We start from the raw sequence: 18661 nt of genomic DNA on the forward strand, positions 1-18661 counted from the left end.
AGATCGGTTAAGGATTTGTGTTTTTGGTCCGTGCCCAAATACCGGGCTTTGACAAGTTGGGCAGTAATAATTTTATCCTCTTTGATTAATTCGTCATAAATGGAAAGCAATTTGGAATGGTTTCCCTGAATCTTAGCATTAATAATTTTTGCCTCCTCAGAATTTCCTTTATACCGGTTTTTTACGGAATCCCACTTTTCTGAAGGGATCGTTCTTTTTAAGCTAAGTTCCATTGATCTGCCATTGACGGTAATTCTGACATACAGAGCGGCTAATTGGGGTTGTTTTTTCTTTTTACGGATAAAAAATGATACGGAATAGGTTTGATTTGTACGCATTTGGTCTTTCTTTAATGAAACAATAGTTGCTGTACGAAAGTCAAACTATTACAAAATGCTCTAAATAAGTAATTTAAGATCGTAAAGATACAAAAAATGAACTCACGATTAACTCAGGCTAAGGCCAAAAAACTCACGATTTACTCAGGTTTTGAATGAGATCATTTGCTTGAGTTTATAGCAAAAAAAAAGAGTAACTATATGATATTCATATAATTACTCTTGATTTGTATTAAAACCTAGATTTTAATAGTCGGGGTGGCAGGATTCGAACCTGCGACCTCCTGCTCCCAAAGCAGGCGCGATGACCGGGCTACGCTACACCCCGAGGTGTATAACTTAAAGATGTTTAGCGGAGAGACAGGGACTCGAACCCTGGCGACAGTTACCCGTCGACAGATTAGCAATCTGCTCCATTACCACTCTGGCACCTCTCCGTTAAAATTATGAACTTTCGCTTTGTTATTGCGGTTGCAAATATAAGACGTCTTTATCTTCTCGGCAAGTTTTTGGATAGTTTTTTTTGGCTTTTTTTTTAAGTATTCTATAGTGTTCTAGCTATGAGAATTTTATAGATTATTTTTTTTAAAATTATTTTCTAAATCTATTAAACGAGCTACGTTTTTCACCTACTTATTATGTTTTTTAACAAAAGGATTTTCCTCATTCCATACATAACCGGCTATGACAGCACATACTTGTTGTTTTATTTCTTCATTAGGTTGTTGGTGCATTATTATTTTTTTAAGATTTCCATTATAAAACTCTTTTACATACGTAGAAAAAAACATTTACTCCGCTTTTTATGTAATCTACATATTCTTTCTCCCAAATAACAGTAATGCTTCTGAGCTCTTTCACAATTAATTTGGCAGCTAAGAGGCCCGATTCTGTAGCAAAAGAAACACCAGAAGAAAAAACAGGATCTAAAAATTCTGCACTATTGCCTGTAAGGACAAAGCGATTTCCGTAAAGCTTAGTTACATTTTTAGCAATATTATTTACTTGTATAGGCTCAAATAAAAAGGGTAACTCTTTAAATTGAGGATAATATTTTTCCGTTAACGGAAGCATTTGACGAAGCTTTTCATTAGTATTCCCTTTAAATTGAAGAAACCAATCGTTAGGCGCCACAAAACCAATGCTTGTATTTCCGTTAGATAGCGGAATGTACCAAAACCAAACTTCTTCTTCTATAATATCGAAAGTAATAAGTGAACCTTCCTTTCCGCTCGGTCGTCTAATGTCTTTTATTTGTGTAAAGATAGATGAGTGTTGTGCAACTTGTGGAGGAGCTTCAAGGTTTAAAAGTTGAGCTAAAACTCTTCCAAATCCGCTAGAATCAATTATATAATTAGCATCTAATTGAGATATACCATTTTTTTCATTCTCTATAGTTAATGTTGCCTTTTCTTCCGTAAAGGAAGCGTCTATAACTGTAGTTTCAAACTCTATTTCAACTCCTTTTTTAATGCATTCTTCTGCTAACACATGATCAAAATCATCACGGGGCACTTGCCACGTCCTACGTATTTAGTAGCTGTGCCTTCCTTTCTTGTTAAATTAGTTCTATACGCACAAGAGAATCAGATAGACTTTAAAAACTCCTCTATTAAAGGTGTGATATGTATTGGAGAAGCCTTGAGAGATGAAAATCATGAATTGAACAGCTTAGGAAAAAAAATAAATTCGCTTTGGGATATAGAGCTATTTTCTACGTATGCAAGTACATAAATGTGTACCGCTTTTACCGAGTGTCCCCAACATCAAGGTTTGCACATTCCCGAAGATCTAATCTATACTGAAATCTTAAATGAAGAGGGAAAAGAAGTTGAAATTGGAGAAGTAGGAGAGTTGGTGGTTACTACATTGGGCGTAAAAACAATGCCTTTACTAAGATATGCCACAGGAGATTTGGTAAAGAAATTAGGACAAACCTGTAGTTGCAAACAAGCCGCACCGCTTATATCTTCAGTCTTAGGCAGAAAACAACAACTCATTAATTATAAGGGTACAAGTGTTTATCCGCAGCAAATTATCAATGTTCTAGCAACTTTAGAAAATTTACCCGACTATCAAATACAAGTCACTTTAAATGAGATGGAAACAGATGAACTTACGGTTGTCATTCCTTTGGAAGTAAGCGAGAGTTTAGAACAATCTATTAAAGAAATTTTAAAAGGAAATTTATGGGTAACTCCCCTTATAAAATGTTTAGCCTTAACGGAATTAAAATCAAGAATTTTTCCAGAGGGTAGTAGAAAACCTGTCCGTTTTTTAGATGTAAGAAGGGATTAGACTTTTTGAGTATGAATTACTATCTTTTCTCCGCTTTGTTGCGTGGTAAAAAAAAGATAATCATTTCCACCATCTTTAACTTTGAATTTTTTTCTAATATTTTCTACTGAAATCGGGAAGTTTCGAGTGGTAATATTTGCTTTTTGTTGTTTCCAAATTTTCATGTCTTGCTTGGAAAAGATAGAGGTTTCTATAACTTTAAAACGTCTTCCAGGAAATGTAATAAGATTCTCTGATGTATAAAGATGACTGTGTTGTGCTAATTTTTTTAGATTGAGTTTTTCTGCTATAAGCTTAAAAAAACCTGCTTTTAAAATAGCAGAATTAGGTTCGTAGATATAATTAACTGGATTGGCATATTCCGCTTTAGCTAAAGTTTCCTCTTCTAAAAAAGCTGTAAAATCTTGTTCTTTTGCTTTTGTGAAATTTTTAGAGATCACCTTAGTTTTTCCGTCGTATGATTTATCAATAAGCCATAGAAGCTCTTTTACCTCATTATTTACAGCAACGATATGAATTTCTTTTATAAAAGAAAGTTCTTTTAACCCCAATTGAATATCGAGTAATGGTGAGGTTTTGATGAGTATAAAATGCGATTTATCTAAAAGAAGGTTAAGGTGTGAAAGTACATCGGGTTCACAATCTTGCAAACGAAAAACTTTTCCCCCACGGTCGTCTCTTCTTGCAGGATCTACAAAAATCCAATCGTAATGAGTAGAGGAGTTTTTAAGGTATTCTAGACTATTTCCTGTTTCAAAATCTATATTCTCCTTACTCGAAAGTTGTTTAAAATTATGCTCAGCGATTTGTGATAATTCTTTATTGAGCTCAACGTGAGTAACCTTAGTAACTTCTTTAGCAAAGTAAAAACAATCAATTCCAAACCCGCCAGTTAAATCTATTAGTTGATCACCATAAACAAGCGAAGCTTTGTATTTTGCAGTAATTTCTGAAGAGGTCTGTTCTAAATTTAAACTTGGAGGAAAATAAATTTTCTGAGTTTCATACCAAGTGGGAATTTTACTTTTAGCTTTTTTACGAGCTTCAATTTGTTGGGCAATTTCGGCAGAAGTAATTCCGGTAAACGGACTTCCTTTTAAAATAAGTTGTGCAATATTGGTATTTTCGTTTTCACAGATATAATCCTGCACATTTAAATCTAATAAAGCAAAATTCATAACCTTACATATCTTTAGTAAGATTCTTTACAATCTTATATTCGCTAAAAGCTTCTTTAGCAATTACTTTTAAGGCAGTATACACAGGAATGGCGACAATCATACCAATTACGTTAAATAAAAGTCCCGCAATAAGAATAACTAAGAATATTTCTAACGGATGAGATTTTACACTCTTCCCAAAAATTAAAGGTTGATTGATAAAGTTGTCAATAAGTTGAGCTACACCATAACCAGCCATAACATACATTAATTTAGGAAGAATTATAGTAGAAAAATCGGCTCCTAAATTACTAGAAATCACAAATAACATCATAAGAACTCCTGCAACTAAGGGACCTAAATATGGTACTATATTTAAAAAAGCGCAAATAAATGCGATAGCAATAGGGTTATCTACTTCATAAATCATGAGCAAAGCAGAGTAGAGGACGAAAAGCACAAATATTTGTAAGGTAAGTCCTACAAAGTATCTAGATAATAAAGCTTTTATTTTTTCAAAAACTCTTTTAAATCGGTCTTCGTCACCACGATTAGAAAAAACCAAAATGCTGTTTAGCATTAACTTACTATCCTTTAAAAGAAAAAATGAAATAAAAACAATAGAAAAAACACCTATTAATGCAGTTCCTAATCCGCCAAAAATAAGATTCATAAAATTAGGTATCACCTCTAAGTCAAAATTACGTACAAAACTGGTTTGTCTTAAACCTTGAATAATATCAATTTGTTCAACTCCCAAATATTCTCTTACCTGAATATTGAGCTCATTTAGATCTGTTTTAAAAGCGTCAAAGTCAATCTGACCTAGATTTTCACTTTGTTGAACTATAATCGGAACAAAAAGTGCTATGATTCCTATAAAAATAGCCGTGACCATCAGTAAGACGATAATTACTGCAAGTTTAATAGGTATTTTAAGGCGTTTTTTTAAAAACCAAACGATAGGTCTTCCTATTAAAGAGATTACCGCCGCAATAGCAATATAAACAATAACTGATTGTATTTTGTATACGAACAGGCAGAATAAAAGTATAGCTACGATTATTCCTAATGCTCTTAAAATACCAAGCGTAATTGTTTTTGCTTTCATAAGTTAAAGATATTATTTATTAGCGATTGGCTACAATTTTTTTAGTAATCTCATATAAGCTGATTCCTGTAGCTTGTGCTACATTCATACTACTATTATTACCATACATAGTTATATGTGTTACAGCAGCACTTTTTTCTAGTAATTCTTTTTGAACGCCCGTACGTTCTTCCCCTATAATTAAAATAAGCTTTTTAAAACTTTCAATTTTCAAATTTTCTATAGGAATACTGTCTTCAGTAATTTCTAAACTTATAAATTGAGAATGCTCCACATCTATCTCTTCTAAAAGCTTTTCTATATTTTCATAAAAATCTATGGCTACCGTTTTTTCCGTAGATCTAGCAGTTCTTTTTAAGCGGTTGCTATTAAGGTCTACTATAGAATCTAACACCATGATCTTTTCTATATGAAAAGCATCTGCTAACCTTAATAAACTTCCTAGATTAGCAGGACTCGATATACGATCTGCAATAAGTATAATGGGGAATTTTTCTTTGTTAAATTCCACTTCGTCGTGATTAAGTTGTCTAGACATATTAATATTCAAAAGCGTATTGAACAATGTTAGCTCCCATTTTTAAAGCTTTTAAACGAACGCTTTCGGGATCATTATGAATTTCAGGGTTTTCCCAACCATCTCCTAAATCACTTTCAACGGTGAATAATAAAATAAGTCGGTTATTTTCAAAAAGTCCTAAAGCTTGGGGTCGTTCTCCATCGTGTTCATGAATTTTAGGCAAACCATCAGGGAAGTTGTAAGCGATAGAAAATATAGGATGATTAGAAGGAATTTCTTGTAATTCCTTATCGGGAAAAATTTTGATTAACTCTTTTCTCAGGTATTGATTCATCCCATAATTATCATCAATATGTAAGAAACCTCCACTAAGGAGATAATTTCTTAGGTTTTGAGCTTCTTCATTATTAAAATGAACATTCCCGTGCCCAGTCATATGAATAAAAGGATAGTTAAAAATTTCAGGAGAAGAAGGAATTACTTCAACAATTTTGGTGTTTATTTTGGTCTCAATATTACTATTGCAAAACTTTACTAAATTAGGTAATGCTGTGGGATTCCCATACCAATCACCACCACCATTATATTTTAATACCGCGACCTCTTGCGCTTGAATACTTCCGATAAGTAAAAAAAATATGATAAAGAGATGACGCATAAGGTGCTTTAAAATTTAAAGATAGAAATTATTTTTTACTCGTGTACTAAGGCAAAAGTATGTGTTCCTACAATAGCAGCGGTTTCGGTTCTTAATCTCGTATTTCCTAAACTTACAGGTTTAAAATGATGTTCTTTTGCAGAATCAATTTCAGCAGTAGAAAAATCACCTTCAGGACCTATCAATAAAGTATAACTTTGCTGAAGCGGAATTGATTTAGAGAGCAATTGCTTATCGGTTTCTTCGCAATGAGCTATAAAACAGTTTTCATCTTCATTCTTCTTCAAAAACTCTGAAAAAGGAATCAGCTGGTTTAATTTGGGTAATCTATAATGAAGTGATTGTTTCATCGCACTTTGTAAAACTCTTTCATAGCGCTCAAGCTTTATTTTTTTTCTCTCACTGTGATCGCATAAAAGTGGAGTGATTTCATCGATACCAATTTCAGTAGCTTTTTCTAAAAACCACTCAAATCTATCATTCATTTTGGTAGGAGCAACTGCTAAATGTAAACGGTAAGGCTTCGGGGTATCTGCTTGTTGATCGGTAATTTTTGCTAAACACTGGCTGGGATTTGCTTGAACAATTTCAGCAATAAAAAGATAACCTTTACCATTTGTAACGTGTAATACATCACCTTCCTTTTTTCGTAAAACTTTGGCTATATGTCTACTCTCATCTTTGGTGAAAACGATAGATGTATCTTCGGGGTTAATATGTTCTTGATAAAATAGTTGCATACTAAATACTGTATCTTGCTTTTGCACTTATGGAAGAATCGGTAAAATCTTTTTGTAAGAACTTATAATGTCCTACAATAGCTATCATAGCCGCATTATCTGTAGTATATTCAAATTTTGGGATGTGTGTAATCCAATTTCTTTTTTGCTCTTGTTCTTTTAACATGGTTCTTATTCCTTTGTTAGCAGAAACACCCCCACCAATAGCAATTTCTTTAATTCCTGTTTCTTTGACAGCTTTTTTAAGCTTATCTAATAATATTTGAACTACGGTATATTGAAAAGAAGCACAAATATCTTTAAGATTTTCTTCAATAAAGTTTGGATTATTTTTCTCCTCGCGCTGTAAAAAGTACAAGACTGCAGTTTTTAATCCGCTAAAGCTAAAATTAAGACCGTCTACCTTTGGTTTTGTAAATGGGAACGCTTTCTCATTTCCTTCTTGAGCATATTTATCGATCAAAGGTCCGCCTGGATAAGGAAGTCCTAACATTTTCCCACATTTATCATAAGCTTCTCCAACGGCATCATCTAAAGTTTCACCAATAACGTTCATTTTAAAATAATCATCTACCTGAACAATTTGGGTATGACCGCCACTAATAGTTACTCCTAAAAAAGGAAAATTAGGTTTACGTTCACTCGCATCATCAATAAAATGAGCTAAAATATGGGCTTGCATATGATTGATTTCAATAAGAGGAATCTGTAAAGCCATCGCTAAAGATTTAGCAAAAGATGTACCTACCAATAAGGAACCCATTAATCCAGGACCTCGAGTAAACGCTATGGCAGAAAGTTGTTCTTTGGTAACTCCAGCCTCTTTTAAAGCCTGATCTATTACAGGAACAATGTTTTGTTGATGTGCTCTAGAAGCTAATTCTGGTACTACACCATCATATTTTTTATGCACTTCTTGAGTCGCTACAATGTTGCTAAGAATTTTCCCGTTGTGTAATACAGCAGATGCGGTATCATCACAAGAAGACTCAATGCCAAGAATATAGATATTTTGTGTGTTCATTATGAAATATTAGGCACAAAAATTGTTAATATTGTTGCTAAAGCTGCTTATTTTTGTAATTGTATACTTACGAAGTTAACAGCTTAATTAAAACAAACAAAATTAGGATTATTCTTTTTTATATCAACCAATTCAATAAGAAACTCCATTAAAAAATTTCTCAAAATATTAGGAAGGGTTATAGTAGCTATTTTACTATTGTTTTTACTACTGGTATTGGTGTTTTCAATTCCTAGTGTACAAACTTCAGTAGCCAATCAACTAACCGATTTTCTTTATGAGAAATATGATGCTAAAATTGATGTAGAAAGTTTAAGTGTTTCCTACGACGGGAGAGTGGTTTTAGAAGAGGTTTTTATTGAAGATCACCACCAAGACACCTTGATAACTGCAAAAGAAATAAGCACTTCGCTATTAAATATTTCAGGACTAATAACAGGTTATGATTTAGATTTTGGAAACGCAGAGGTTAATGAACTACAGCTTAATTTAAAACGTTATAAAGGCGAAGAAAGTGATAATCTTACTATTTTCGGAGAAAAGTTTGATTCGGGTCAACCCAAAACGCAAGACTTTTCTTTAACTATTGACGAGATAAATATCCTTAACGGAAATTTTACCTACGTAGACGAAAATAATAAATACCCCAATCTAGTTTCAATAAGTAATCTAAATATCAATGCCTCTAATCTTTTGGTGGATAATAGTGATGTTTTTGTAGACGTAAACAGTTTAAACGGATTAGAAGGTAGAGAAATTCCCATAGAAAATTTAAAAACTAAATTCTCTTATACTTCACAATTTATGAGTTTAAAAGATCTTCAGCTAAAAACTGAAGAGTCATCACTCTCTGGAAGTATAAAATTTAACTACGAAAGCCCTGAAGCCTTTAGTGATTTTGAAAATAAAGTGAATCTAGAAGCACAGTTTAAACCTTCTTCTATTAATACAAAAGATTTAAAGGTCTTTTATGAAGAGTTCGGAGAAAAGGAAAATTTTGATTTTGAAGGAAATCTTTCTGGCACTTTTAACGATTTAAATCTAGAAAACTGGAAAATGCGCGGAATGGATAGAAGTGTAATTAACGGTAATCTTAATTTAAAAAATATGCTGGCAGAAAATTCCAGCGATTTTAAAGTGAGTGGTAATTTTAATCAATTATCTACAAATTATTATGACCTCGTAAATCTATTACCCAATGTATTAGGAAGAAATTTACCTAAAGAACTTATCGAAATTGGTAATATTAACCTTAACGGATATTTAGAAGCGACACCTACCACGGTTTCTACCAAATCTACAGTAACCAGCCAATTGGGTAATGCAAATCTAGACCTTCAATTAGGTGCTTTAAATGATACCAATTTTGCTACTTATAAGGGAAAAATTGTTTTTAATGACTTCAATTTAGGCCGATTAGTAGGGAATGATCAATTAGGAAAAACTACTTTTAATTTAAAAGTAGATGGAACAGGTTTTACACAAAATACTTTAAACACAAAATTAAATGGAACCATTGAAAAACTTCGCTTTAACGGATATACATATCGAAATTTAAAAGTGTTGGGTATTTTAAGAAACCCTTATTTTAATGGAAAGCTAATTAGCAAGGATCCTAATTTAAAATTTAAGTTTGATGGATTAGTAGATGTTTCTGAAAAGGAAAATATATTCGATTTTAATGCTCACGTAGAATATGCAAATTTGTATAACCTCAATTTTGTAGAGCGAGACTCACTCTCTATATTTAAGGGAGATGTTCTTATGAATATGAGAGGAACGACCCTCGATAATGCTGAGGGAAAAATTGTATTAACTGGAGCTTCTTATCAAAATCAAAAAGCAACTTACAATTTTGAGAAATTTACCATTACTTCAAGTTTTGAAAACGAAGTAAGAGAAATTACAGTAAGTTCTCCCGATATCATTAGTGGAGAAGTGATAGGTAAGTTTAACCTAAGGGAGGTTCCAGCTTTATTTCAAAATTCTATAGGAAGTTTATATGCCAATTATCAGCCTATAGAAATAGAATCCAATCAATATTTAGATTTTAATTTTGATATTTATAATAAGATCGTAGAAGTTGTATTGCCAGACATTAAACTCTCGCCCAATACATTTATCCGCGGTAGCGTAGAATCTGAAGAAGATGATTTTAAACTTACATTTAACGCTCCTCAAATGGAAGTTTTCGCCAATAAATTACAAGATATTAATTTACAGATCGATAACTCTAATCCGCTTTTTAATGCCTATTTAGAAGTAGATAGCATTTCAACATCGTTTTATAATGCATCAAAATTTAATCTGATTAATGTAACATTACGAGACACTTTATTTATAAGAACAGAGTTTCAAGGAGGAGATAATAATAATGATGATTTTAACCTAAGTTTATACCATACGATTAATGAAGACAACCAATCTGTTGTAGGTTTTAGAAAATCAAACTTTAAGTTTAAAGAAGCTAAATGGTATATAAATAAAGAAAATTTAAAAAGTCAAAAATTGATTTTTAATAATGAACTGACTACCTTTAATTTAGATACGCTGCTAATTTCTCATGAAGATGAGTTAATTAAGCTAAGCGGTAAATTAACAGACTCTACTTATAAAAATTTTCATGCAGATTTTAACGATGTAGATTTAAAGAAAATCACTCCGTATATTGATAGTTTAGACCTTGGCGGAATTGTAAACGGAGAGCTTAATTTTCTTCAAAAAGAAGGAGTTTACTATCCTAGTAGTTCATTGGAAATTAAAAACGTATCGATCAACGAGATTGATTACGGGAATTTAGACCTTTCTATTGAAGGAAATAAGTCACTTACTTCTTATCAAATAGATGCTATTTTAAAAGATGAAGAATATGAATTTCTTAAAGCAAAAGGGGGTATAAATGTAAGCTCAGAGAACTCTAATATAGATTTAACGGTAGATCTTAATAAATTTAAATTAGAAGCTTTTAGTGCGTTGGGAGCAGATGTCATATCTAATATAAGGGGAGAAGCCTCTGGGCGGGCAAGCATAACTGGCGATTATAGTAATCCAGATATTTCAGGAAGATTAACTTTAGATCAAGCCGGAGTAAAATTTCCTTATTTAAATGTCGATTTAGATTTTGAAGATCAGGCAATCGTAGATTTATCTAAGCAACAATTTCTATTTAATAAAATTGATATTACCGATACAAAGTTTAAAACTAAAGGAGTCCTTAACGGAACAATTTCTCATCAAAATTTCTCTAAATGGGAACTCGATTTGGATATTATTGCACCAGAAAGACTAGTAGTTTTAGATACAGAAGCTACTGAAGACGCTTTGTATTACGGAACAGCATTTATTAGCGGAAATGCTTCTATTAAAGGTCCCACAGAAGAATTAAAAATAGATGTTACTGCAACCACAGAAAGTGGTACGGTGTTTAAAATTCCGTTAAGTGATACCGAAACGATTGGAGATAACTCCTTTATATACTTTTTAACTCGAGAAGAAAAAATAGCAAGAGAACAAGGTAAGGAGGTAGAAACTAAACCTGTAAAAGGATTAGAGTTAGTCTTTGATCTAGATGTTACCAACGATGCCGAAGTGGAGATCGTAGTCGATCAAAATAGTGGAAGCACGCTAAGAGGTCGTGGAGCTGGAACTTTATTAATAGAAATAAACACCAATGGTAAATTTAATATGTGGGGAGATTTTGTAGCTTATGAAGGAGTCTACAATTTTAAATATGGAGGTTTAGTGCAAAAAGAGTTTCAAGTGGTTTCAGGAGGAAACATAACTTGGGATGGTAGTCCTACACGAGCTAATCTTAATGTAAGAGCTTTGTATGAAACTTCAGCAAACCCTGCGATTTTACTAGAAAACCCTACTATTAATAGAAATATACCAATTGAAGTTTATATTAACCTTAACGGAGAATTAACTTCAACCGATTTGACTTTCGATATAGAGTACCCTAATTTAAGTTCTGTGGTAAAATCAGAATTAGAATATAGAATTAGTGATAGACAAAATACCGAATTGCAAGCTCTTTCTTTAATTACACAAGGTAGTTTTTACAGTCAGACTTCTCGTGGGCAAAACGCTCCTGGAAATTTACTACTAGAAAGAGCTTCAGGATTATTTGATGATATTTTTAGTGATGAGGATGGTAAATTTAAGGTAGGGGTAAACTATGTTCAGGGAGATAGAACTCCAGATCAAGATGTGGCTGACCGTTTTGGGGTAACCTTAAGCACTCAAATAAGCAAACGTATTTTGCTTAACGGAAGAGTAGGGGTTCCAGTAGGTGGAGTAACTGAATCTGTGGTTGTAGGAAATGTAGAAATAGACCTTTTATTAAATGAAGATGGTAGTCTTAGAGCAAAATTATTTAATAGAGAAAACAACATTCAGTATATAGGAGAACAATTAGGCTATACTCAGGGTGTAGGACTATCTTACTCAGTAGATTTTGACACGTTTAGAGAGCTAATCAATAAAATATTAAACAAAGAAATTGAAAGATTAGAACAAGTGCCAGAAGAAGTAGAGGAAAACCCTAAATCTTTAGCGCCAGATTATATTCAATTTCCAGGAGTTAATTAAACAATTTTACTCCAGTTTTTAATTAAGTATAAAAAGCTTATGGCAGTAATGCTAAATGAAATTATAGCCTCTATATAATCTCCATAGATTAAAAAACCAGTACCAAAAAGACAGGTATATATTCCTAAAGTACCTAAAAGAAAAGCCCCAACTTTATAATTTATATGTTTAAATTTTCCGTCACTAAATACTAATTTTTCAAATTTCTCTAAAGTTTTCTGATCACTTGGCTGTGTTAAAAGCGTCACACTCACCCAAGAAATAGTAGTGATAATAACCCCAATGACTAATTGCCAATGAGAAGCAAGTTCAAACCATGGGATTTCAAGCTTACTATTAATAAAGAAAAATACAGCTACTAAAAAAGAAGCTATCATTGCAGCAATTTCACTATACGGATTGATTTTATACCAAAACCAACGGAGAATAAATAATAATCCCGTGCCTGCACCAATTTGCAATAAAAGATTAAAAGCATCCCTAGCTTCTTCTAAAATCAAAGAAAGTAGACCTGCTAAAACCATCATGATAATGGTAGAAAGTCTGCCAACTCTTACTTTAGATTTCTCTGAAGCTTCTTTATTAACAAAACGTGCATAAAAATCATTCACAACATAACTACTTCCCCAGTTGAGATGTGTGGATATGGTGCTCATAAAAGCTGCAATTAATGAGGTAATCACAATTCCCAATAACCCTGACGGTAGAAAAACTAACATAGCAGAATAGGATAAATCATCTTTTACAAATGACGCATCTAAATTAGGAAAAGCCGTTTGTAAACTTTGTAAGTCGGGATAAATAATAAGAGAAGCTAAACCAATAATAATCCAAGGCCAAGGACGTAAAGCATAGTGAGCAATATTGAAAAATAAAGTGGCTAGCACTGCATTTTTTTCATCTTTTGCAGCAAGCATACGCTGGGCAATGTATCCACCACCGCCAGGCTCTGCACCAGGATACCAGACACTCCACCATTGTACTGAAAGTGGAATAATTAATAAAGGAATGATGATTTCTGGTTGAGAAAAATCTGGAAAGAATGGAGTTTTGCTTTCTACTAAATCATGACTCAATAAATTTTCTAATCCTCCAATTTGAGGTAAATTAATTATGTAGTAACTGGCCCATATACTTCCTACCATGGCAATGATAAACTGTATGAAATCTGTAATAAGAACACCTCTTAATCCGCCAAGGAGCGAATAAAAAACAGTAACTAAAGATGCGATAACAAGAGTTTGAATTTCAGAAAAGCCAAATAATACGTGTCCAATTTTTATCGCTGCTAGACACACGGTCGCCATAATAACTATGTTGAAAAAAACTCCTAAATAGAGAGCTCTAAAACCTCGTAATAATGCGGCACTTTTTCCGCTGTAGCGGATTTCATAAAATTCTAAATCGGTAGTAATATTACTTCTACGCCAAAGTTTAGCATAGAAGAAGACGGTAAGCATTCCTGTTAACAAAAAAGACCACCAAATCCAATTTCCGTAAACTCCATCTTTACGTACGATTCCTGCAACAAGACCTGGAGTATCGGCTGCAAATGTTGTAGCCACCATAGAAACTCCTAATAACCACCACGGCATATTTCTTCCGCTAAGAAAAAAACTATCTACATTTTTACTACTTTTTCGATAAACGAGAACGCCAACAAGAAGACTGATGATAAAAAATGAAATAATAAGTACCCAGTCTAAAGTAGATAATGCCATAGGTTGTGTTTTGAGAAATAAAAGTACTTAAATTATTTTACTCGATAATCAATATTTAAAAGCTTAGAGAAAGTACTTAGAATTAGGTATGATAATTAAATGCCTCGTAATTTCCTTTGAGATATTTTATTTTACTGCAATAGCACTAATTTCTACATTTACAAATTTAGGAAGATTAGCAACCTCTACGGTTTCTCTTGCAGGGGCTGTTTCTTCGTTAAAATAGGTGGCGTAAACTTTATTAATTTGCTGAAAGTTATTCATATCACTAATAAAAATGGAGGTTTTAATCACATTCTCAAAAGTCATATCTGCAGCTTCTAAAACAGCTTTTAAATTTTGCATCACGAGGTTAGTTTCTTTTTCGAGATCATCGATAACCAACTCATTAGTTTGTGGATTTATTGCAATTTGACCACTCGTATATAACGTATTTCCTGATAATACAGCTTGATTGTATGGACCAATGGGAGCAGGAGCTTGGGTAGTTTTTATAATTTTTTTCATCTTATTGTTTTTATAAACTTCTATCTCGTTCTCTGTTTTTGTCGTATTTAATATCACTTAAGATACTGGCTTTAATCCCGATAAAAAAGTACCAAGACTCACGATCTCCAAAAGGAGTCCAGTTAAAAGATAGTCTCCAGCTTTCTAAATCTCGTTGAAACCTAAGTTGAGTAAAGGTAAATCCTGGGTTTTTGAAATCGTAACCAGATGATGCACCAATCGTCCAACGAGGAGAAAGCTCAACATCTCCAGAAAACATGAGCGAGTGTGAAGAAATTTCATCTTCTCGTCTTAAATTATTATAAGTTGCGGTATAAGCAAACCTAATTTTCCAAGGAATGGAATAGCGATAACGTTCGGTGTCATTTTCAACAACTTCCTCTTCTTCCTCTTCTTCATAAAGCCGACCATCTAAATCGGTAGATTTTCCAAATAAATCATCAGGTCTTCCACCGCTTCTAAAGGTTTCGTTTTCTACTTTATCGGTATCTTTTTCTCCGCGTTCAAAATCTTTATTAGAAATGTTATATCCAAAACTTACATTAGCTCTCGTAAGTCTAAATAAGCTTCCGCCGTTATTTATATTCCAAGTATCAATGCGTTGATTATTACTATTAAGTGCATAAGGATCTAATGCGCCGTTAAAATTGATATCTAATTTATTTTCTATAATCGGCAAAACTCCCCGTACGGTAACAGGTTGAAAATTTAAAGAATCGGCAGCCAAATCATAGGAAGATGATAATGATAAATTACTTAGTAATTTACGCTTTATAGGTTCGGTGACTGTGGTATCTTTAGATCTAATTTTAGCTTCAAAATCATTGGTAACAGAAAAACCAATATTACTAGAATAACGATTACCAGGAGCTCCAAAAATACCTCCTTCAAACCTAGAATACTCTACAATTTCTTCAGGTAAACCAGAAGTTTCAGGAACTAAGTAAGTATCATAAAATTCATCAAATGCAGGATTAATGCTATAACTCAATGATGGTCTAACTACGTGACGAATGGCTTGTATTTTTCCTTCTTCTTTAAATTTAAATAAACCATAAACCGTTGTCCCTATACTCGAATTGAAATTGTAAGTTCTAAAAGAGTCGAAACCATTAACAGTATCGGTTACCACTTCTTGTAGATTTGAATTGTATGAACGATCAATAGTTTTAAAAACCCAATTTTCTTGTAAAGAAGTACCTGCACTTACACTAAAGTAATTAAACAGTTTAAAGTTAGTACTTACAGGCACAGTATGTTGAATACCAGATTGTAAATCTCTAAACATTTGTGGTTTAAAGAAAAGGGAGTCGGTCGTGTTGACTCTATTTTCTCCTCGTAAACTATATTGAAAATTAATATTCTGAATGATTCCTTTTTTAGTTCCGTTTTTGGGTTCAAAAGGAAAAATACGTGACATACTTGCCTGTACTGTAGGCAAAGTCATATTAATTTCTTCTGTATTTGTATTTTGATTATGGGTAGCGGCAATACTCAAATTTACTTGAGGTTCCCAATCAAAAGTTTTGGAGTAAGAAACAGAAGAACTTAAGTTGTTATTCAAGAAATTACCTGTGTTGGTTTGATTAATAGTTTCTTGATAATAACGACTACTACCCAAATTCACTGAGGCTTGAAACCTGCTTGACGGACTTGCTTTTTGGTCTTGAGAATGATTCCAGCGTAAGTTGTAAATAGAACTTTCCGAGAAATCGGGGAAACCACGTTCACTGTTTAGGAGTTTTTCATACCTAAAACTTACATTTCCGTTAAAACGATAGCGTAATGCATAATTAGATTCTATCCTAACACCATAACTTCCATTAGTATAGTAATCACCTAAAACTGCAAGATCTACATAGTCACTCATATTAAAGTAATATCCACCATTTTGTAAAAAGTAACCTCTGTTTTGATTATCACCAAAAGAAGGAATAATAAAACCTGATGCTCTTTCATCCGTTAAGGGAAAATATCCAAAAGGTAAACCAAGCGGAGTAGGGACGTCTGCGATATACATATTTACCAACCCAGTGACGATTTTCTTTTCGGGAACCAATTTAATTTTTCTGGCGTAAAAATAATATTCGGGATTATCTATATCTTTAGAAGTAGTGAATTTTACATTCTTCATGTAATAGACCGAGTCATTTTCTCGTTTGGTGGTTTCTCCCTTTACATTAAAGCCGCCTTGCTCGGTTCTAGAATTATGAATTAAAGCTTTTTCAGTAGTAAAATTAAAGCGAATACTATCTGGTTTTACAATATTTTCTCCTTGAGTAAAAATAGGGCTTTGTGTATACGTACCCGTAGAATCTTTTATCCCAAAGGCGTAAATTTCATTTTTTTGTTTGTCTAAAATAATAAGTCCCGCTTCAATGGTCAAATCACCATATACAATTTTAGCCTCATTATACAAATAAGCCTGTCCGTTTTTCCTGTCGTAACGCATATAATCTTTTGCTGTAGCAACCACGTTTGCAGTTAAGAAAGATTCTTTTTGCGGTTTAATGGTATCCGTTTTCACGGAATCTACTACAGATAAAGGTTTGCTGTTAAGACTATCACTTAAAGGGAAAACAACTTCTCTTTGTGCGGGAATATTTACTTTTGTAATGGTATCAATTTCTTGAGCATAGATTGCCGTAGAACCTAGTATCACAAAAAAATACGTGAAAAGTATGTAAATGAAGTTTGTTTGCAATGCTTAGAGTACTATTTTTGTGTGATTTTGGCTTGCTTTTTGAAACTCCAAAATTACATATATTTTTTAAAGGTCTATATAGATTTTATAAAAATAAAAAACCAAGTGTTAATTTTAAAAGACTAACTCATTCATTATGAAAAACAATATAGTTTTAATTATATTTTTTTGTTTCTTTTTATCTATCAATAGTTATTCCAAAGGAGAAAAGCCTTCTAAGCCTTTCATAGTAGTTATAGACGCAGGACATGGAGGAAAAGATTCTGGAAATAGTTGGCATGGATTTTATGAAAAACACATTGCATTAGATATAGCTTTGCGTGTAGGTAAAGCTTTAGAGAAGTTTGATAATTTAAAAGTTATATACACTCGTAAAACCGATGTTTTTATTCCATTGCATAAACGAGCAGAAATAGCAAATGACGCTGATGCAGATTTATTTGTCTCTATACACTGTAATGGTCATAACTCTAGCGCTCATGGAACTGAAACATTCGCTTTAGGTTTACACAGAAATAAAGATAACCTCGATATTGCAATGAAAGAAAACTCTGTAATTTATCTCGAGGAAAACTATGAAGTGACTTATGATGGTTTTGATCCTAAAGATCCTTCTTCTTACATAGGAATGACTTTAATGCAGGAAGAATATTTAGATCAGAGTATTTTATTAGCAGATTTTATTCAGAAAGAATATACAAATAAATTAAAGCGTGTAGATAGAGGAGTAAAGCAAGCGGGGTTCTTAGTGCTAAGAGAAACCTTTATGCCAAGTGTTCTTACTGAAATAGGTTTTCTTTCCTACAAACCAGAAGGTTCTTATTTAAAATCCAATAAAGGTAAAGAGCAAATTGCTAAATCCATTCAAGAAGGAATTATAAATTATAAGAACAGTATTAACCATGATTTCTCCAATAGTACAAAGATTGTAGATGAAACATTAAAGGTTAAAGATGGGTATAATGATAATTATCAAGGAGTTACTTTTAAGGTTCAAATAGCAGCAGGTTCTACAGCTTTAGAAACTGCACCCTATAATTTCAAAGGCCTTAAAGGTATAGAAAGGCAAAAAGAAAATAAATTATATAAATATTACTACGGAAATACTTCTAGTCATAATAAAGGAAAAGAATTTCTTGCTCAAGCAAAAGCAGCGGGTTATAAGAGTAGTTACTTGGTGGCATTTAAAGATGGAAAAAAAATTAGCGTTAATGAGGCGTTAAAAAGTCCGAAGAAATAAAGTGACTTTTCTATATTTAATCATTAAATTTGCTAACCTATAAAAACACA

Annotated in this window: 15 protein-coding genes and 2 tRNA genes; 4 read left to right on the plus strand and 13 right to left on the minus strand. The window is 32.7% G+C overall.

Features of this window, described 5'->3' with window-relative positions; genetic code table 11:
• From FT986_RS11970 to FT986_RS11985, 4 genes are all read right to left on the minus strand, one after another.
• A partial coding sequence (locus tag FT986_RS11970) for an Arm DNA-binding domain-containing protein (RefSeq protein ID WP_255505962.1) occupies nt 1–338 on the minus strand: 338 nt, incomplete at its 3' end.
• A 253-nt stretch (nt 339–591) separates the two neighbouring features.
• Nucleotides 592–666, minus strand: a tRNA-Pro gene (locus tag FT986_RS11975).
• A gap of 25 nt (nt 667–691) precedes the next feature.
• A tRNA-Ser gene (locus FT986_RS11980) sits at nt 692–775 on the minus strand.
• A 319-nt stretch (nt 776–1094) separates the two neighbouring features.
• Complete coding sequence (locus FT986_RS11985; protein WP_187248628.1) at nt 1095–1829, minus strand: NAD(P)/FAD-dependent oxidoreductase; 735 nt, start codon at nt 1827–1829, stop codon at nt 1095–1097.
• Between FT986_RS11985 and FT986_RS11990 the strand changes: the two genes are divergently transcribed.
• Complete coding sequence (locus tag FT986_RS11990; protein ID WP_147865254.1) at nt 1830–2072, plus strand: phenylacetate--CoA ligase; 243 nt, start codon at nt 1830–1832, stop codon at nt 2070–2072.
• Complete coding sequence (locus FT986_RS11995) at nt 2073–2636, plus strand: phenylacetate--CoA ligase family protein (protein WP_147865255.1); 564 nt, start codon at nt 2073–2075, stop codon at nt 2634–2636.
• Here the strand turns inward: FT986_RS11995 and FT986_RS12000 are convergent.
• From FT986_RS12000 to tsaD, 6 genes are read right to left on the minus strand one after another with little or no spacing between them, the layout of a single operon-like run.
• Nucleotides 2633–3814, minus strand: coding sequence for a class I SAM-dependent methyltransferase (locus FT986_RS12000; protein ID WP_147865256.1), 1182 nt, complete (start codon nt 3812–3814; stop codon nt 2633–2635). The two genes, FT986_RS11995 and FT986_RS12000, sit on opposite strands and share 4 nt — an antisense overlap.
• 4 nt (nt 3815–3818) lie before the next feature.
• On the minus strand, nt 3819–4907 hold the full coding sequence (locus FT986_RS12005; RefSeq protein WP_111540174.1) for an AI-2E family transporter: 1089 nt from the start codon (nt 4905–4907) through the stop codon (nt 3819–3821).
• Nucleotides 4908–4926: 19 nt separating this feature from the next.
• The gene (locus FT986_RS12010; protein WP_147865257.1) at nt 4927–5445 is read right to left on the minus strand and encodes a TrmH family RNA methyltransferase; all 519 of its coding nucleotides are present in this window, start codon (nt 5443–5445) and stop codon (nt 4927–4929) included.
• A 1-nt stretch (nt 5446) separates the two neighbouring features.
• Nucleotides 5447–6085, minus strand: coding sequence for a DUF4159 domain-containing protein (locus FT986_RS12015; protein WP_147865258.1), 639 nt, complete (start codon nt 6083–6085; stop codon nt 5447–5449).
• 35 nt (nt 6086–6120) lie between these two features.
• A complete protein-coding gene (locus FT986_RS12020; RefSeq protein ID WP_147865259.1) occupies nt 6121–6825 on the minus strand; it encodes a 16S rRNA (uracil(1498)-N(3))-methyltransferase in 705 nt (234 codons plus the stop codon).
• A 1-nt stretch (nt 6826) separates the two neighbouring features.
• Nucleotides 6827–7849, minus strand: a complete 1023-nt coding sequence (gene tsaD, locus FT986_RS12025; RefSeq protein ID WP_147865260.1) for a tRNA (adenosine(37)-N6)-threonylcarbamoyltransferase complex transferase subunit TsaD — start codon at nt 7847–7849, stop codon at nt 6827–6829.
• Between the two features lie 198 nt (nt 7850–8047).
• Between tsaD and FT986_RS12030 the strand changes: the two genes are divergently transcribed.
• Nucleotides 8048–12439: a translocation/assembly module TamB domain-containing protein gene (locus FT986_RS12030; protein WP_255505963.1), complete on the plus strand. Its 4392-nt coding sequence runs from the start codon at nt 8048–8050 to the stop codon at nt 12437–12439.
• Here the strand turns inward: FT986_RS12030 and FT986_RS12035 are convergent.
• The 3 genes from FT986_RS12035 to FT986_RS12045 form a co-directional block, all read right to left on the minus strand.
• Entirely contained in the window at nt 12436–14160 is a 1725-nt protein-coding gene (locus FT986_RS12035) for a sodium:solute symporter family protein (RefSeq protein ID WP_147865262.1), read from the minus strand. The two genes, FT986_RS12030 and FT986_RS12035, sit on opposite strands and share 4 nt — an antisense overlap.
• A 126-nt stretch (nt 14161–14286) precedes the next feature.
• Nucleotides 14287–14667: a Rid family detoxifying hydrolase gene (locus FT986_RS12040; RefSeq protein WP_147865263.1), complete on the minus strand. Its 381-nt coding sequence runs from the start codon at nt 14665–14667 to the stop codon at nt 14287–14289.
• Between the two features lie 10 nt (nt 14668–14677).
• Nucleotides 14678–17371, minus strand: a complete 2694-nt coding sequence (locus tag FT986_RS12045) for a putative LPS assembly protein LptD (protein WP_147865264.1) — start codon at nt 17369–17371, stop codon at nt 14678–14680.
• A gap of 136 nt (nt 17372–17507) precedes the next feature.
• Between FT986_RS12045 and FT986_RS12050 the strand changes: the two genes are divergently transcribed.
• Complete coding sequence (locus FT986_RS12050) at nt 17508–18611, plus strand: N-acetylmuramoyl-L-alanine amidase (protein WP_147865265.1); 1104 nt, start codon at nt 17508–17510, stop codon at nt 18609–18611.
• Nucleotides 18612–18661: the final 50 nt, after the last annotated feature.

The organism is Mesonia sp. K4-1 (genome assembly GCF_008017825.1).
GTDB lineage: Bacteria > Bacteroidota > Bacteroidia > Flavobacteriales > Flavobacteriaceae > Mesonia.

Excerpts from the sequence above, each read along its gene's own strand:
- FT986_RS12040 (WP_147865263.1), bottom strand. The coding sequence starts at position 14,667 with ATGAAAAAAATTATAAAAACTACCCAAGCTCCTGCTCCCATTGGTCCA.
- FT986_RS12020 (WP_147865259.1), bottom strand. The coding sequence starts at position 6,825 with ATGCAACTATTTTATCAAGAACATATTAACCCCGAAGATACATCTATC.
- FT986_RS12010 (WP_147865257.1), bottom strand. The coding sequence starts at position 5,445 with ATGTCTAGACAACTTAATCACGACGAAGTGGAATTTAACAAAGAAAAA.
- FT986_RS11995 (WP_147865255.1), top strand. The coding sequence starts at position 2,073 with ATGTGTACCGCTTTTACCGAGTGTCCCCAACATCAAGGTTTGCACATT.
- FT986_RS12015 (WP_147865258.1), bottom strand. The coding sequence starts at position 6,085 with ATGCGTCATCTCTTTATCATATTTTTTTTACTTATCGGAAGTATTCAA.
- tsaD (WP_147865260.1), bottom strand. The coding sequence starts at position 7,849 with ATGAACACACAAAATATCTATATTCTTGGCATTGAGTCTTCTTGTGAT.
- FT986_RS11990 (WP_147865254.1), top strand. The coding sequence starts at position 1,830 with ATGATCAAAATCATCACGGGGCACTTGCCACGTCCTACGTATTTAGTA.
- FT986_RS12005 (WP_111540174.1), bottom strand. The coding sequence starts at position 4,907 with ATGAAAGCAAAAACAATTACGCTTGGTATTTTAAGAGCATTAGGAATA.
- FT986_RS12050 (WP_147865265.1), top strand. The coding sequence starts at position 17,508 with ATGAAAAACAATATAGTTTTAATTATATTTTTTTGTTTCTTTTTATCT.
- FT986_RS12000 (WP_147865256.1), bottom strand. The coding sequence starts at position 3,814 with ATGAATTTTGCTTTATTAGATTTAAATGTGCAGGATTATATCTGTGAA.
- FT986_RS12035 (WP_147865262.1), bottom strand. The coding sequence starts at position 14,160 with ATGGCATTATCTACTTTAGACTGGGTACTTATTATTTCATTTTTTATC.